We start from the raw sequence: 14,759 nt of genomic DNA, 5'->3' as shown, positions 1-14,759 counted from the left end.
TCTCCTCCTTATCGCTCCAAATAAAGCCCCCACTGCACCCACACCGGCAGGTGCGCCCAGGCCGTATGGGTATGGTCGGCTAGTTGTAGGTAGTGCTGGCGTATTTCCTCGCTACGCTCGCGCAAGGTATAAGCCAAAAGCGGCTTGTAGCGCATTTGCTGGGCCGGGTCGCCTTGCTGGTGCTGCCGCCACAGCCGAAGCAGCCGGTAAGCCAGGGCACTGCTCAAGCCCGCCTTGCTCTCGGCGTTCAGGTGGCGCTGGAAGTCGCGCACCCAGGGCACCAGACTGCGCATTTCGGCCCAGGGAACGCTCTGGCCGAACAGGTGGAGCCGGTCGCGCCCGGCGGCTTTTGCAGCCTTTTCGGCCTCCTGCACCGCTTCGGCCAACAGGGGAATGGGCAGCGAGGGATTTACCAGCACAAAGCCGCCCGAGAGGGTGAGAAGGGGGTGCTGGGTAAACTGGCGATAGAGGGCTTCCAGATCCAGGGCAAACTCCAAGAGCACATCCCACGGCCCCAGCAAGAAGAGGTCGTCGCCCCCGGCATAGACCGAGTAGATGAGGGGATAACGCTCAGCCTTTTCTTTAGCTTTTAGCCCATCCCAGCCCAGGCGATGTTGGTAGGTTTTGGGGTTCTTGATCAGCTCCAGCACCTCGCCCGCGAAGAAAAGCTCGAGCATCCGCGACAGGCTGGCCATGCGGCTGGGGCTGCTGTGGTCTTGGCCCTTTTCATCCACAAAGCCGGTGGCAAAGGCCTCGCCCATGCGGTCGGCATCGAGCATCAGGGCCCCCAGGTACTTGGCCCCGGTAGAGAACTCGGCCAGCTCGGCCAGGGTGAGGGGGTCGCTGGCTTCGCGCCCGCCTTCCTCCTCCTCCCAGAGCTTCTGTTCCTTAGCCCAGGCCTGGTACTCGTTCAGGTCGCGCCATCGCCCCGTGCCCAGGGCGTCTTTTAGGGTGGGGATATGCCCGGCCAGAAGCCGCACCTCCCAGGGATGAGGCGCAGGCGTGAAGTCGAGGCGGGTGCGCAGGGTGTGATCGCTAGAACCCTCCAGCGCTACCTGCAGGCCGGGAAAGCGGTAGTGGGGCTTGGGTGCATCCTGAGGGAAAAACCCGACTGCCGATCGCTTGGGGAGGAGGCGGCCAATATGCCCGTCGCGCTCGCACTCACGGCAAAGCGATTCGGTAGCTGACCGCGCCGAGCGCGCCCCACAGGCCTGGCAGGGGCGCAGGCTGACGCCCCCCGCGCTCAGATAGGGCGTATCCAAACGGCTGGAGAGCGGGTTGAGCTTGGCTTCGGCCAGCTTGCGGTGGGCTTCCAGAAGCACCTGGCTAAAGGCCTTAAAGCCTGCCGGGGCAAAAGCATGCGCAGCCAGGAAAGGTAGCAAAGTAGCTCCTTGCCGCAAGGCCCATTCTTCCCAGTCCCGGCGCACCTCGGTTAGGGCCTGCTGAACTTCTGGGGTATTGGGCAAAAGCAGGTAGAACTTGCCCCCTGCGCTCATGATGCGCTGTAAAGGGGTCAAGCCGGTGCGCCGCAGGAGTTCCAGGCCCATAGCCTCGGCAGCCAGGGAGACCTCGAGGCTGCGCGCCCGAAGCCGTTTGGCAAGGCCGCCCACCCCGGTCTGGGCCCCTTGGATGCGGTAAATGTGGCTCTGGATGCCCCCCAGATCACCCAGCACCAGCAAGAACTTTTCGGGGCTCTCGTCCCGAAGGTCTTCGATGCTCGGCGACCCTCCGTGATAAGCCCAAAGCGCCGCCGCAATGGCCCCGGTGAGGCGCAGGTGGTCGTAAAGGGAAACGTCCGGTTCACCTTGGGTGTCCGAGGGCACGTTCCACAAAAGCTCTTGAAAAATGCCCTGCAGGTTAGATACTAAAGCCCCAAGGTTCAGGTTGAGCTTGTCCAGCTCCGCCAGACGCGCCTCGAGCCGCTCGGCCACACGCCAGTAGGTGTCGCCCGAAATGTTGGGCTTTGCCTCTGGGTAGGCTTCGCCCGGTTTCTGGCCCACTTCCTGGCTGGCCCGCACCATGCTGTAGCCCCAACCCCGCTGGCCATACGCCTCTTGCACCCGCAAGCCTGCCAGTACCGGCTCGAGAGGGGTTGCTGTAGGATGCCCACCCTTCTCGTCCACTTCCCTACGCTCTTTTGAGGCATAGGTATCGGCCAGGGCCACGCACCACTGCTCCGGAGTCTGGGGCTGCCACTGAGGCTTTTCCCGCCAGCCCTCGTGGTGGCGGGCTGCTGTCAGGGCCAGCCATTCGTTGTCGGAAAAAAGCCGTTTCCATTTGCGAATGGCCCACTCGGTATAGGCCGGGTGGCTCCAGTCCGAAACGCCCTCAGGCGGCTGCCCCCAATAAGCCCGCTGGTAAACCTTGCCCAGGTCGTGCAGAAGCCCTGCCAGCGCAAGTTTATTTGGAGTGTTTGAGTCCATTCTGGAACATTTATAGCACTTACCTTTCAACTAGCTGGGTATTTTGTCACAGCAGTTTACTTTTATATTTGCTAGTTGACACTCTGAGAACAGGGCAGGGCTTGCCGCTGGGCGAGAGCGGTAAGGTTGCTCATGCTCGAGACCCCAGAAGACCCCGGCTTTTGGCCTTGGGGTAAGCCACACCAACAAAAGCACAAACACATGAGCCACTCAATGCCGCCCAAGCGCTCCTATTGTTGAATTTTTCAACACGCACAAGACCCTGTGCACCTCAAGTTGCAATCCCCTTTCGGGGCTAAGGTTTTGCGACTTCGGAAAATTCGACAGGAGCGATAGGGTATCGCTGGTGTTGCAATCCCCTTTCGGGGCTAAGGTTTTGCGACAGGGCTTTGGGCCTACCGCGCGCGTAGCGCGTAGGTAGAGTTGCAATCCCCTTTCGGGGCTAAGGTTTTGCGACGGTAGGGAAGATTCAAGCAAACGGCAAGCTCCACCCTGTGTTGCAATCCCCTTTCGGGGCTAAGGTTTTGCGACAAAGGAAAAGGAAACCCCGACCCATTTCAGCCTCTTCACGTTGCAATCCCCTTTCGGGGCTAAGGTTTTGCGACGCATCGCCGGTGTGGTCGAAATAGTTTTTGCTGCTCGAGGTTGCAATCCCCTTTCGGGGCTAAGGTTTTGCGACCGGAAAATACAAGCGAGAAAGCGTCAAATGGTACTCGTTGCAATCCCCTTTCGGGGCTAAGGTTTTGCGACGAGGGCGGTGCGCAGGATGGGGTCGCTGTCAATGGTGTTGCAATCCCCTTTCGGGGCTAAGGTTTTGCGACGTGCAGGGGGATATGAGTATCCCCCATGACGATTTTCGGCGTTGCAATCCCCTTTCGGGGCTAAGGTTTTGCGACCTTCTGCACTTCGATTCTATCCATCATCTTCCTCCTTGTTGCAATCCCCTTTCGGGGCTAAGGTTTTGCGACTCAAGTCCTTGGTGTCCTCGAGGCCGCTAGGGGTAAAGTTGAGTTGCAATCCCCTTTCGGGGCTAAGGTTTTGCGACATGTGGTTCTCGTTCAGGTTCTCGTTCAGAACGAGTTGCAATCCCCTTTCGGGGCTAAGGTTTTGCGACCCACCCCTCTTTCTCGGTCTGGCCTCGAAACGGCATGTGGTTCTGTTGCAATCCCCTTTCGGGGCTAAGGTTTTGCGACCTCAAAGTAAGGGAGGTGACAGCAGTCCTATCGGTGACTAGTTGCAATCCCCTTTCGGGGCTAAGGTTTTGCGACCGTGTACGTGGAAAACGACGCGGTGGGGTCCTGGCTGGCGTTGCAATCCCCTTTCGGGGCTAAGGTTTTGCGACTTGTTACGAACAAAAAGGTCTCCTGCCCAGCTCTCGGCGTTGCAATCCCCTTTCGGGGCTAAGGTTTTGCGACAGATGATTTATCAGGCCCTCAAGGTTGCGTGTGGCGGGTTGCAATCCCCTTTCGGGGCTAAGGTTTTGCGACTTGACGATAAGGAAGGCTTGGTGAACCGCCTATTGGAGTTGCAATCCCCTTTCGGGGCTAAGGTTTTGCGACAAGTGCTGTCAAGCCCTCAAGGTCGCTGTCCCATATCGCCCAGTTGCAATCCCCTTTCGGGGCTAAGGTTTTGCGACGATGAATTCGTGACCTGTGATGAGTGCGAGTACACCGTTGCAATCCCCTTTCGGGGCTAAGGTTTTGCGACTGCTGGGCTACCCGCCTCAAGACAAGCCGGAAAATCTCGTGTTGCAATCCCCTTTCGGGGCTAAGGTTTTGCGACTCTTTGGCCCAGATGGGCAACTGCTTTACAAGGACTGGTTGCAATCCCCTTTCGGGGCTAAGGTTTTGCGACCTCGGCTGTGGGCTAAGCGTGCGCACCCCCACATCCAGGCCATGTTGCAATCCCCTTTCGGGGCTAAGGTTTTGCGACGCTCAGGCTCAGGCTCAGGCTCCGGCTCCGGTTGCTCCGGGTTGCAATCCCCTTTCGGGGCTAAGGTTTTGCGACAGGTGAGCGCATGGAATGAATAGGCAATAGGCAATAGTTGCAATCCCCTTTCGGGGCTAAGGTTTTGCGACACAAGCCCCGACACGCGTGCGCAGGGACCCCCCCCGTGACGTTGCAATCCCCTTTCGGGGCTAAGGTTTTGCGACATTAAGGCTTACACAGAAACCCTTCTTTCCAGAGTGTTGCAATCCCCTTTCGGGGCTAAGGTTTTGCGACTCCCGACCACGGCCAACCCGAACTGGCCGTGGAGGTGGTTGCAATCCCCTTTCGGGGCTAAGGTTTTGCGACATGTGCAAGGGGTAGTGCAAAAAATATCGCGGCACTCAAGGTTGCAATCCCCTTTCGGGGCTAAGGTTTTGCGACATGTGCAAGGGGTAGTGCAAAAAATATCGCGGCACTCAAGGTTGCAATCCCCTTTCGGGGCTAAGGTTTTGCGACTCGGAGCGTGCGTTTAGGCACCGTGCCGTTTTCCTGTTGCAATCCCCTTTCGGGGCTAAGGTTTTGCGACCAAGGCATCCTGCCCCGCGAGGGGTGGGTATGGGGAGAGTTGCAATCCCCTTTCGGGGCTAAGGTTTTGCGACCCTTGATCGTATTTATGCCCGAAACCTGACCCCTACCCAGGTTGCAATCCCCTTTCGGGGCTAAGGTTTTGCGACACGGGGTTGTGGCCAAGGGGTCCATCCGTCGAGTGTTGTTGCAATCCCCTTTCGGGGCTAAGGTTTTGCGACATAGTATTCTGGCGCTTGCAGGCAAAAACGATAACCCGGTTGCAATCCCCTTTCGGGGCTAAGGTTTTGCGACAGCATACCCCGTTAAACCTCGTCCTGTACAGGGGTCTGGAGGGGGGTATTTATGAGAAAAGCGAGTTATCCACAGGTGCCTGTGGATAACTGAGTAGAAAATGGCCGTTTTTGCGATGAATGCTTACAAATCCGCACTTTTGGATTTTTTATAGCGCGGGTTTGCCTTTTTCATCGCACATTCTGGTTTTCAAGAAGCACCGTCGAAAAACTCGACATGTGCATTATAGCATTTTGTGCAAAACATAATGGGTCATTTTTGGAAGTTGCTTCCATTGTGTGGCGATGGGCGTTTTTGTGCGCTTTGGGCAACAAGGGGGTGCGGTTGCGACAGCATTTGTGGGGGCTAAAGGGTGGATAACGCCTGTTGTAACGGGGGGGTAGGTCATGGCGTGGGCCTCGAGGAGATTCGGGTGGTCTTGCGAGGTGTTGCTGCTAGGAGGGCCGGCACCAGCCATTCACACAATAGAAGCCCAGTACCCCTACTGCGTAACGCTATGCGCTCCAGGTCAAAGGGGTATAATCCGCACCGCACCTTGTATGAAGCTAGGTTTTAGCCCCCTTACCGCTGGCCTCAGCTACCCCAAATCTTTCGATCTGGCAGCCCAGCTTGGGCTTTTTCTGGAGATTACCTATGACCAGCACGAGATGGACCCCCGGCTTCCGGGGGCCCGCGAGCTGGCCGAGATGGGCCGGGCAGCCGGGGTGGGCTTTACGCTGCACCTGCCGTTTGTGGACTGGAACATCGCCTCGCTGGTGCCGCCAATGCAGCGGCTCTCCCTCGAGCGCACCCAGCGGGCCATTCTGTTTGGGGCCGAAATCGGGGCGGAATGTGGCGTGCTGCACACCGGCCTGGTTCCCTTGCGGTTGCCCGAGGCGGTAGCCCAGGCCCACCGGCTGCTAAACAGCACACTGGAGAAACTGGAACTGGCCATTCCCGTAGCGCTGGAAAACCTGGGCCTGTTCCAAACCGATTTGCTCGAAACACCCGCCGAACTGCTGGCCCTGCTGGAGGCCCACCCACGCTATGGCTTCTGTCTGGACGTGGGGCACGCCCAGATTCAGCAGGGCCCCAGCGGCCCGCAAACATACCAGCGCTTGCTGGGCCACCGCTTGATTCATCTCCACCTGCACGACAACCACGGCCACCAGGACGAGCATCTGCCCTGCGGTATGGGGACGGTAGACTGGGCCTGGGTGCGGGAAGCGCTGGGAGGGTTTGCAGGAACGGCGACCCTCGAGGTCACCGGCGGCGAAGCGGGTGTGCGCCAGAGCGTAGCTTTATTGCTCGGCAAAAATTTGGACTAATTTCGAATATTTATAAAAATCATTCCAAACAAAGTAGTAAGGACATCAATCTTTCATCGTTACAGTTTGCTTTAGGGACATTTGCCCCAACAATAAGTTTTTATGATTGACCAACAGGGGCATAAGCCCCTAATTTTCTGGTAGTCTTGGGAACAGTGCCCAGGCCCCCAAAGCAGGTCTGGCCAGGAGGAACCGAGCAATGCCAATTGAGCGTATCGAAGTCTATCTGGATGGTGGCACCGAGCCCGTGCAGGTGCTCACCCAACCCCCCTTCAAAGTAACCTACGACACCCGCTCGCTAAGCGATGGGGAGCACCTGCTTCGAGTAGTCACCCACTACACCAATGGGGCCAAAGAAGTAAAGGAAGTGCCCTTCAAGGTGGCCAACACCCCGGGGGTGCTGCTGCAGGGCCTCGAGGAAGGCAAGGAGGTTTCGGGCACCCTGGACGTAACCCTGCGGGTTGCCGACCCGGATGTCAAGCCCACCCGCGAACGCTTCCCGGGGCTGGGGGCCGCCATTGCCACCGCGGTCATCCTGGGTGGGGTGTGGCTCTTCTTTGCCGCCACCGGCGTCACCAATAAGACCCTCGAGGAAGTGGCCAAGCCGCCCGCCGCCGAGGCCGCAGCGCATGGGGGCGACGACGGGGGCGCCGCCGCCGCGGTAGACGAAGCCCTCAAAACCAAGGGCGAGGCGGTTTACAGCGCCAACTGCGCCGGCTGCCACCAGGCCACCGGCAAGGGGCTGCCGGGGGTCTTCCCTGCCCTGGATGGCAGCAAAAACGTGGCCGACAAGGCCTACACCATCAACATCCTGCTCAAGGGTAAGGGCGGGATGCCCGCTTTTGCCCAGCTTTCCGACGAGGAGCTGGCCGGGGTGGCTACTTACATCAGGAACAGCTGGAGCAACAAGTTCGGCGGGGTGACGCCCGATGAGTTCAAGGCGGCCCGCTAAGCCCTGGAGGGGACATGTATCGGAATGACACCGTAGTGCCCTACTTTGCCCTGGTTTTTTCGGCGGCCCTGTTTCTGATGGCCTACCTGAACAACCAGATGCGGGTCGTCCACGAGGCCGGGGTCGTGCCTCACCTCACCGTGGGTAACATTGGGCTGATTGCCTTCGCCATCGTGCTCTTCACCTATGGCTTCATCGGGCTCTTGAGCAACTGGCTCGAGGGCTCCGAACTGCGCCCCGGCATGCACGACCCCGAACCCAGCAGCCTGCCCATGGTGGCGGGGGTAGTACTCTCTATCCTGCTGGTGGTGCTTTCGGGCTTCTTTGTGCGCACCCTGGTCTTTGCCAATAACCCCGAGACGGGCTACTACAACGCCACCACCTTACAAGCAGGGGTTTTTGGCGCAATGATGCTCATCCTCGCGGTCTTGATTGCCATCTACAAAAAATTCTTTATGCAAGAGGAAGTCCTGGCCGAGGACGAAAAAGGCGACTTCCCCTGGTGACCACAGCAAACCTGAAGCTTGAAACAACTGCGAATTGGAGGAGTTAAGAATGGCTGATCACGAAGCCACAGCCCATCACCACGAGCACCACCCCGAAGACCCGCAGGCCCAAGCCACCCGTCGGGCCATTCTGCAGGCAGCCATCGGGGTAAGCGCGGGTGCTGCGGTACTTTCCACCCTGTGGGTGGGGGCGGGCCTGGTACCGCGCGAGGAAAAGATTCCCAGTAAAGAACCCGTGGCCGCAGGCGACATTCTGGTATTTGCCACCGGCCCCAAGGCCGAACAGGAGATCACCCTGGACGACCTGCGGGCTGCGCAAGGCGAAAAAATACCGTTCATTATCGCTTTCCCCAAAAGCCCCGAGAATGTAGTCAAAAAAGACCTGATCACCAACACCATAATGGTGATTCTGGCCGACCCGGCCAAAATGAGCCCCGAAACCAAGCAGTATGCCTCGCCCGAGGGGGTGCTGGCCTACTCGGCGGTATGCAAACACCTCGGCTGCACCGTCAGCCAGTGGCAAAACGACACCTGGCTTTGCCCCTGCCACGGTGGTAAGTACGACATCTATAACCAGGCCAAGGTGGTAGGTGGACCTGTACCCGCCCCCGTTCCCCAACTGCCCATCAAGGTCGAAGGGGGCAAGGTAGTGGTGGCGGGCGAGTTTTTGGGTAAGCCAGGGGTCGATGTCTAGGGAGGAAGTATGTATCAGTGGCTAGACGATCGCTTGAGCATTGGAAAGCTTTATGCCAAGGCTTTCCGCAAGGCCTTCCCGGTGCACCACTCGTTCTTTCTGGGCGAGATTACCCTCTTTTCCTTTATCACCCTGGTGCTCACCGGCATTTTCCTGACCCTCAACTACGAGCCTTCCATCCGCCCGGTCTCGGGCTCGCTCTCCGGGGGGCAAGAAGTACCGGCCGCCTACTATTCGATTCTCTACATCGACTCGCTGCCGTTTGGGGCGGTGCTGCGCTCGCTGCACCACTGGGCCGCCCACATCATGATTGCTGCGGCCTTTTTGCACATGCTGCGCATCCATCTGACCGGGGCCTACAAGAACCCCCGCGAGCTGAACTGGATTGTGGGGGTGTTTTTGCTGGTGCTTTCCATCATCACCGCTTTTACCGGCTACGCCCTGCCCTTTGACAACTACGCCCTCACCGCCACCAAGATTGGCTACGAGATTGGAGCCGCGGCCCCCTGGGTAGGCAAGCTTCTTTCGGACATTCTCTTTGCGGGCGAACTTTCGCCCACCAACGCCCAGACCATCCCCCGGCTCTTCCCCATCCACGTGCTGTGGCTACCGCTGGCCCTGATCGGGCTGATCGGTGCCCACCTGACCATCATGATCAAGCAGAAGCACACCCAGCCCAAGTACGCCGAGAAGGTCGCCCCGGGCAAGATTGTGGGGGTGCCGCTCTTCCCGCAGCAGGCGGCCATGATGGGCATTCTGTTCCTGGTTTACATAGCAGTCACTACCTTCATCGCCGGGGCTTTCCTGGCCCACCCGGTGCAGGCCTTTGGCCCCCCTACCGCCAACACCCCGCCGGTGAAGCCCGACTGGTACTTCATGTGGATTTATGGGATTTTGCAGATTATTCCCGCCAACTGGCGCTTTGAGTTTCTGGGGGCTACCTTTGGCCCGCAGTTCTGGGGGGGCATTCTGGTGCCCACCATCATCATCCTGGGGGCGCTGGCGATTCCCTTCCTGGACTACGCCAAGGACAAGCAGCGCTACCTCGAGCTCCCCAGCCAGCACCCCTTCCGCACCAGCTTTGTGATCGGGATGCTGATGTTTTACATCATGAGCACCCTGGCCGGGTACAAGGTAGACCTAAGCCTCTCCAACGGCCTGCTGTGGGTACTGGTCTTCATCGTGCCCGTCATCACCGGGGTAGTCTCGTACATCATCATGAAGGCGGTCTACGGCAAGGACTGGAACCAGGAGGTCGAGGTTAAGCTCATCGGCAAAGGCTCCGCCGCCGACGATTGAACACCCCTGCCAGAAAGCGCCCCAAAGGGGCGCTTTCTGGCTCTATAATCATACCGGATTCAAAAAGACAGTTTACAAAGCCAAAAACACCAGAGGCTGTCTTTTTGAATCCTAGAGCACACCCTTCGGTCGGGTTAGTTCGTCACCAAACGGTGACGAACTAACCAAATCTGGTATCAGGCGTGTTGCAGAGCATCATTTTGTGCCACGTGCGCCTCGAGGCGGCCCTACCGGTACTGGGGGAACTCGAGGCCAGCGCACTTGGTGCTCACCTGGGGGTGTACCCCAAGATCGAGATGCCCCTGGAAAACCTTTCTTCCCAGCAAGACCGCTTCGCTGCTCTAACCGCCCAGCTCTCCCAGCACCTGGGATGCACGGCCCTGGGGGTGGTGAATCTGGAGGACGACGCACTCCTGGTTTGGGCCTACGACCAGGGGCGGTTGGTTTTTCGCTATGACGCCAACCCCATGTACCTGGGCTGCCGGGTGTGTTCGTACAGCAGCGAGACCGTTGGGGCTCAAATACACGGTTTGGACGAGCTTTGCCGCTTGCTGGGCGTACCTCAGCACACCCAGGCCCTGCGCTCGTGGCTGGTACGCCGAAAGGGCCTAGGCTTCTTGTACGAGCAAGAACGGCTCGAGAAGATTTTCGGACTGCTGGGCCTGCCCCTGCCCAAAAGGCTTTAGTGCATATAAACGGCAAACCACCGGCGCTTTTGTGCATGCCCTGTCAGTCTGCATGCGATTTTGTCGGGGCTGAGCGCCCCATAACTATTCGTCCTGGACGGTTCGCTTGCCTCCCGTTCAGAACGCCAGCCCGATTGCATAAATATTTATTTGTGAAATAAAGCAATATGCTGTTCTGGATTCATTTATTCCTTCACAGCCCTATCGCTAAAAATACGGTTTCTGGCATCAATTGTGGGTAATCCTTCATCGAGCTTACCCGGCCCGCGCTAGACTGTATCTACCCCTACGGGGGTAATCGGGTTCAAAAGGAGGTGATTGACAGGTCAGCAAGAACGTTGATCGAACCTTGTTGGGAGATTACACCAGTACGTAAGCAACACGACGAACTGCCACCACACGGTATGCCACCGTGCGATGGAGCGACTAAGTCGGCAGGGTGATGCCCGAGCATCCAGAACAATTCTCGGGAGAAAGGTTACCAGAAGTGTAAAAAGGTAGATTTGCATGAAAACGCTCGTCATAGGCGCCGGAGCCGCCGGTCTGGCCGCGGCCCAAGACCTACAGAAAGCGAATCATCAGGTTGTAGTTCTAGAAGCCCAACACCGCGTCGGAGGACGCATCCGCACCGATAGAAGCTTTGCCGCTGTACCCATCGAACTTGGCGCAGAGTTCATCCATAGCAGCCAGGTTCCCACCTATCCCCTCCCCGCACAATTCGGCCTGCGTACCCACTATTTCAACCAGCAGGAGGACACCCTGGTGCGCCTGCCGGACGGAAGCCTGCGCACCATTGCCCAGGTCGGCTGCCAGGAGCGAGGCTACAACAATATTCGGATGGTGGACTGGCCCGCGGCTTCAGGCGAGGAGTCGCTGGCAGAATACTTGCAGCGCAATCAGCTATCGGGCCAGAAAATCCCCTACAAGCTGCAAGAATATATCTCCGACTTCGACAACCCCAGGCGCTTGAGTGCCCAGGCGGCGCTCGAGTTCCTGTACGACAAATCGGCCGAGGAGGGCGATTTTCGCATCCTCGACGGCTACGATTGACTGGCGATAAAGCTAGCCACCGGGCTTGATATACGGCTCGGGGCCGTGGTGGAGACGCTCGAGTGGGGCCCCTTCGGCGTGAAGGCCAGCACCACCGACGGGCGGGTCTTCCGGGCCGACCAGGCCGTTGTTACCTTACCTTTGGGCATTTTGAAAGCCGGACGGGTGCGTTTTATCCCCGAACTGCCCGAGGAGAAGCAGCTGGCCATTGCCCAGCTCGGCCTCGCCGATGCGGTCAAGCTCTTCTTCCACTTCGAAGAGCGCATCTTTCCCGAGGGCATCGTGGAGCTTTACGTGCCCGGGGCCAACCCCGACGAGTGGTGGAGCAGCACCGCCGGTCATGGGGTAGGGGTGGAAATCCTGACCGCCCTGGCCACCGGCGATAAGGCCCGCGAGCTGCTGGCCCTGCCGGAGGAAGCCGCCCTCAAAAACGCCCTGCAAACCTTGCGCCAGGCCCTGGGCCGCCCCGACCTGACCCCCAACAAGGCCCGGCTGGCCCACTGGCAGGACGAACCCCACATCCTGGGGGCCTACAGCAAGGCTAGCGTGGGGGCCTCCAAAGCCCGCAGCGTGCTGGCACGTCCGGTGGGCTACCGGCTCTTCTTCGCCGGGGAACACACCGCCTCCAACGCCTGGGCCGCCACCGTGCACGGGGCTTATGCCAGCGGGCGGCGGGCCGCCCAGGAGATCCTGGCCCTAAAGCCCCAGACCCCACGCCAGGCCTTTCGGGGTCGGGAAGTGCGGGCCTTGGTGCCCAGTGCGCAGTCTTGAGGGCTATAGCCCATCACCCCCCTGTGGAACTTGCAGGGGGGTCTTTGGCTATGGCTTTCTCGAGCCTCCGCCGGGTTTCTAGCCCAACAGCACAAACACCAGCAACCCCGTCAGCTCGCCCATCTCAACCAGCATTCCGTATACATCGCCCGAAAGCCCCCCGCCCAGCCTTCTGGCGGCCCAGTAAGCCAGCCCAAGCATGACGGCCACGACCGCCAGACCCACCCAGGGGAAGGCCACCAGGGCCGGCAAGGCCAAAAGAAAGGCCGGCACCACAAGGCCTTCGCGGCTTCGGGCCCCTAAGCCCTCTGGACGGGCCGCAGGAAACAGATTCATGGGCAAGAGCAAAGCGAACCGCACCAGCGCGGGCAGGGCCAAAAGCAGCCACGGCGCAGGCGCAGCCGATAGCAACTGCCACTTCAATAGCAGCACCACAAACCCCACCCCAAAGGCAAAGCTGCCCATATGCACATCGCCCAGAATCCGCAGGCGCTCGGCGGGGGGTTTCATGGCCAGCAGTGCATCGGCAGAGTCCAGCAGGCCGTCCAAATGCAGCATGCCCGTAGAGGCCAGCCAGACCGCCAGCAGAATGCCCCCTTGCAGGCCGTCGGGCAGGCCCGCGGTGAGCCAGGCTGCCAGGGCCAGCACCGCCCCGATCAGGTAGCCTGCGACCGGGTAAAAGGCCGAAGCCGCCTTCATCTCCCCGACTTTGACCTCGCCCAAATGGGGAATGGGAAAGACGGTCAGAAAGCCAACGGCTAACCAGAAAGGGCGCACACTATGGTTCTACCAGAAGCGGCCCAAAACGGACCACGAAGGCCTCGCGGCTCTGGATGGGACGGCCCTCGAGCCTGAGTTGCACGGTCTGGGCCTGAATCTCTTTGGGGTATGGGCAGTGCCGGCACCTGGAGCCACAGCAGTAGCCGCGCTTGAGATGATAGGCCTCGGTGAAGACATACAGGCCGTTCTCGAGGTAATAATCCACGTTTTCCTTGAGCTGCACTTTGGGCATTTTCGCTTCCTTGGATTGATTCTACAGATTTTTTTTGCACTGAATATCCATCCAGCCTATGTTTATCCGCCTGCCGAAGCGCTGAACCCTCGAGGGTCTTTAGTCAAAAGAATATCCAGAGATTGTTTTCTGCCTTGAGCTTCAGACTCCCTACGGATGTTCATCTCGCCCAGAACGAGATTTCTATGGCTTTCCAGTCTGCGACACCCCCGCCTGGGAAAATGTAGCCATACCTGCCATCACTGCCGCCGCGGCCCGCAAAACCGGAAAGCTGAGCACCGCCCCGGTACCCTCGCCTAAGCGCAAATCCAGCTCCAGGATGGGCCTGAGCCCCAGGGCCTCTAGTTGTCGGGTGTGCCCCGGCTCCACCGAGCGATGCCCGGCAAACAGATACCCCTGTACCCGGGGCTCGATGCGGGTGGCCAGCAAGGCCCCGGCGGTCACCGGGAAGCCGTCGGTCACCAGGGGCAAGCCCGCCTCGGCCCCGGCCAAAAACACCCCGGCAATGGCCGCGATTTCCAGGCCCCCCAGCTCCGCCAGCACCGCCAATGGGTCAGCTTTGGACAGCTCGCCCAGCCTGGCCTGGGCTCGCGCTAAAGCGGCCCGAACGACCTCGAGCTTGTGCCCGTACCGCGCGTCGTCTACCCCGGTGCCGCGCCCCGTGACCGCCTCCGCGTTCAAGCCCAACAAAGCCGCCGTGAGGGCCGCTGCGGCGGTGGTGTTGCCGATGCCCATATCGCCCGCTGCTAGCATGGTTGCCCCCTTTGCAATGGCGGCCCTGGCGGCTTCGGCACCCACCTGGATAGCCTCCAGGGCCTCGGCCTGGCGCATGGCGGGCTCCCTTTGAATATTGCCGCTTCCCTGGCGAACCCGGTGGCCTGGGCCTCCTGGGCTCAGGGGCTGAGGGGCCTTCACGCCCACATCCACCACCCAGACCTCGGCTTCGGCGGCTCGGGCAATCTGATTAATCGCCGCTCCACCGGCCTGAAAGTTGAGCACCATTTGCGCCGTGACCTCTGGCGGGTAGGCCGAGACCCCCTCGGCGGCCACGCCGTGGTCGGCGGCGCAGACCACCACCGCGCCCTTGCCCAGGCGGGGGTGCAGGGTTTGCTGGATGGCCGCCAGCCGACAGCCCAGCACCTCCAAATAGCCCAGGGAGCCGGGTGGCTTGGTCAGGGTGTGGTGGTACTCGAGGGCTCTTTGCAGCCAGTCTTGCGCAATGGGTTGGATGTTGAACATGGTCTTCCGCTT

Annotated in this window: 12 protein-coding genes and 1 CRISPR repeat array; of the genes, 8 read left to right on the top strand and 4 right to left on the bottom strand. The window is 59.8% G+C overall.

Features of this window, described 5'->3' with window-relative positions:
- Positions 1-8: 8 nt before the first annotated feature.
- Complete coding sequence (cas10, locus tag Mhypo_RS02405; RefSeq protein WP_119339762.1) at positions 9-2,423, bottom strand: type III-A CRISPR-associated protein Cas10/Csm1; 2,415 nt, start codon at positions 2,421-2,423, stop codon at positions 9-11.
- Between the two features lie 275 nt (positions 2,424-2,698).
- A CRISPR array of direct repeats spans positions 2,699-5,231; the repeat unit is 35 nt; unit sequence GTTGCAATCCCCTTTCGGGGCTAAGGTTTTGCGAC.
- A gap of 539 nt (positions 5,232-5,770) precedes the next feature.
- On the opposite strand from cas10, the gene Mhypo_RS02400 reads away from it, so the two are divergent.
- The 8 genes from Mhypo_RS02400 to Mhypo_RS02365 all read left to right on the top strand — a co-directional run bounded on the left by Mhypo_RS02400 (position 5,771) and on the right by Mhypo_RS02365 (position 12,496).
- Positions 5,771-6,538, top strand: coding sequence for a sugar phosphate isomerase/epimerase family protein (locus Mhypo_RS02400; RefSeq protein ID WP_119339761.1), 768 nt, complete (start codon positions 5,771-5,773; stop codon positions 6,536-6,538).
- 199 nt (positions 6,539-6,737) lie between these two features.
- Positions 6,738-7,490, top strand: coding sequence for a c-type cytochrome (locus tag Mhypo_RS02395; protein ID WP_119339760.1), 753 nt, complete (start codon positions 6,738-6,740; stop codon positions 7,488-7,490).
- 14 nt (positions 7,491-7,504) lie between these two features.
- Entirely contained in the window at positions 7,505-7,996 is a 492-nt protein-coding gene (locus tag Mhypo_RS02390; protein ID WP_119339759.1) for a cytochrome C, read from the top strand.
- 49 nt (positions 7,997-8,045) lie between these two features.
- Positions 8,046-8,690 (top strand): Rieske (2Fe-2S) protein, encoded by a 645-nt coding sequence (locus Mhypo_RS02385; protein WP_119339758.1) that lies wholly within the window; start codon positions 8,046-8,048, stop codon positions 8,688-8,690.
- Positions 8,691-8,699: 9 nt separating this feature from the next.
- A complete protein-coding gene (locus Mhypo_RS02380) occupies positions 8,700-9,989 on the top strand; it encodes a cytochrome b (protein WP_119339757.1) in 1,290 nt (429 codons plus the stop codon).
- Between the two features lie 182 nt (positions 9,990-10,171).
- On the top strand, positions 10,172-10,675 hold the full coding sequence (locus tag Mhypo_RS02375; protein WP_119339756.1) for a hypothetical protein: 504 nt from the start codon (positions 10,172-10,174) through the stop codon (positions 10,673-10,675).
- A gap of 507 nt (positions 10,676-11,182) precedes the next feature.
- Entirely contained in the window at positions 11,183-11,725 is a 543-nt protein-coding gene (locus Mhypo_RS02370; RefSeq protein WP_119339755.1) for an FAD-dependent oxidoreductase, read from the top strand.
- Positions 11,726-12,496: an FAD-dependent oxidoreductase gene (locus tag Mhypo_RS02365; protein WP_119339754.1), complete on the top strand. Its 771-nt coding sequence runs from the start codon at positions 11,726-11,728 to the stop codon at positions 12,494-12,496.
- Positions 12,497-12,574: 78 nt separating this feature from the next.
- Here Mhypo_RS02365 and Mhypo_RS02360 read toward each other — a convergent pair whose 3' ends face one another.
- The 3 genes from Mhypo_RS02360 to cobT form a co-directional block, all read right to left on the bottom strand.
- Positions 12,575-13,273: an adenosylcobinamide-GDP ribazoletransferase gene (locus tag Mhypo_RS02360; protein ID WP_119339753.1), complete on the bottom strand. Its 699-nt coding sequence runs from the start codon at positions 13,271-13,273 to the stop codon at positions 12,575-12,577.
- 1 nt (position 13,274) lies between these two features.
- Entirely contained in the window at positions 13,275-13,508 is a 234-nt protein-coding gene (locus tag Mhypo_RS02355) for a C1orf53 family protein (protein WP_119339752.1), read from the bottom strand.
- Between the two features lie 183 nt (positions 13,509-13,691).
- Positions 13,692-14,747: a nicotinate-nucleotide--dimethylbenzimidazole phosphoribosyltransferase gene (cobT, locus tag Mhypo_RS02350; protein ID WP_119339751.1), complete on the bottom strand. Its 1,056-nt coding sequence runs from the start codon at positions 14,745-14,747 to the stop codon at positions 13,692-13,694.
- Between the last annotated feature and the right edge of the window lie 12 nt (positions 14,748-14,759).

Origin of the sequence: Meiothermus hypogaeus, from assembly GCF_003574035.1 — a bacterium.
GTDB classification, from domain to species: Bacteria; Deinococcota; Deinococci; order Deinococcales; family Thermaceae; genus Meiothermus; species Meiothermus hypogaeus.
This window is presented reverse-complemented; position numbering and strand designations above follow the sequence as displayed.

What these genes read in the sequence shown, in the direction of transcription:
- cas10 (WP_119339762.1), bottom strand. Translation starts at nt 2,423, where the DNA reads ATGGACTCAAACACTCCAAATAAACTTGCGCTGGCAGGGCTTCTGCAC.
- Mhypo_RS02390 (WP_119339759.1), top strand. Translation starts at nt 7,505, where the DNA reads ATGTATCGGAATGACACCGTAGTGCCCTACTTTGCCCTGGTTTTTTCG.
- Mhypo_RS02400 (WP_119339761.1), top strand. Translation starts at nt 5,771, where the DNA reads ATGAAGCTAGGTTTTAGCCCCCTTACCGCTGGCCTCAGCTACCCCAAA.
- Mhypo_RS02370 (WP_119339755.1), top strand. Translation starts at nt 11,183, where the DNA reads ATGAAAACGCTCGTCATAGGCGCCGGAGCCGCCGGTCTGGCCGCGGCC.
- Mhypo_RS02385 (WP_119339758.1), top strand. Translation starts at nt 8,046, where the DNA reads ATGGCTGATCACGAAGCCACAGCCCATCACCACGAGCACCACCCCGAA.
- Mhypo_RS02395 (WP_119339760.1), top strand. Translation starts at nt 6,738, where the DNA reads ATGCCAATTGAGCGTATCGAAGTCTATCTGGATGGTGGCACCGAGCCC.
- cobT (WP_119339751.1), bottom strand. Translation starts at nt 14,747, where the DNA reads ATGTTCAACATCCAACCCATTGCGCAAGACTGGCTGCAAAGAGCCCTC.
- Mhypo_RS02380 (WP_119339757.1), top strand. Translation starts at nt 8,700, where the DNA reads ATGTATCAGTGGCTAGACGATCGCTTGAGCATTGGAAAGCTTTATGCC.
- Mhypo_RS02355 (WP_119339752.1), bottom strand. Translation starts at nt 13,508, where the DNA reads ATGCCCAAAGTGCAGCTCAAGGAAAACGTGGATTATTACCTCGAGAAC.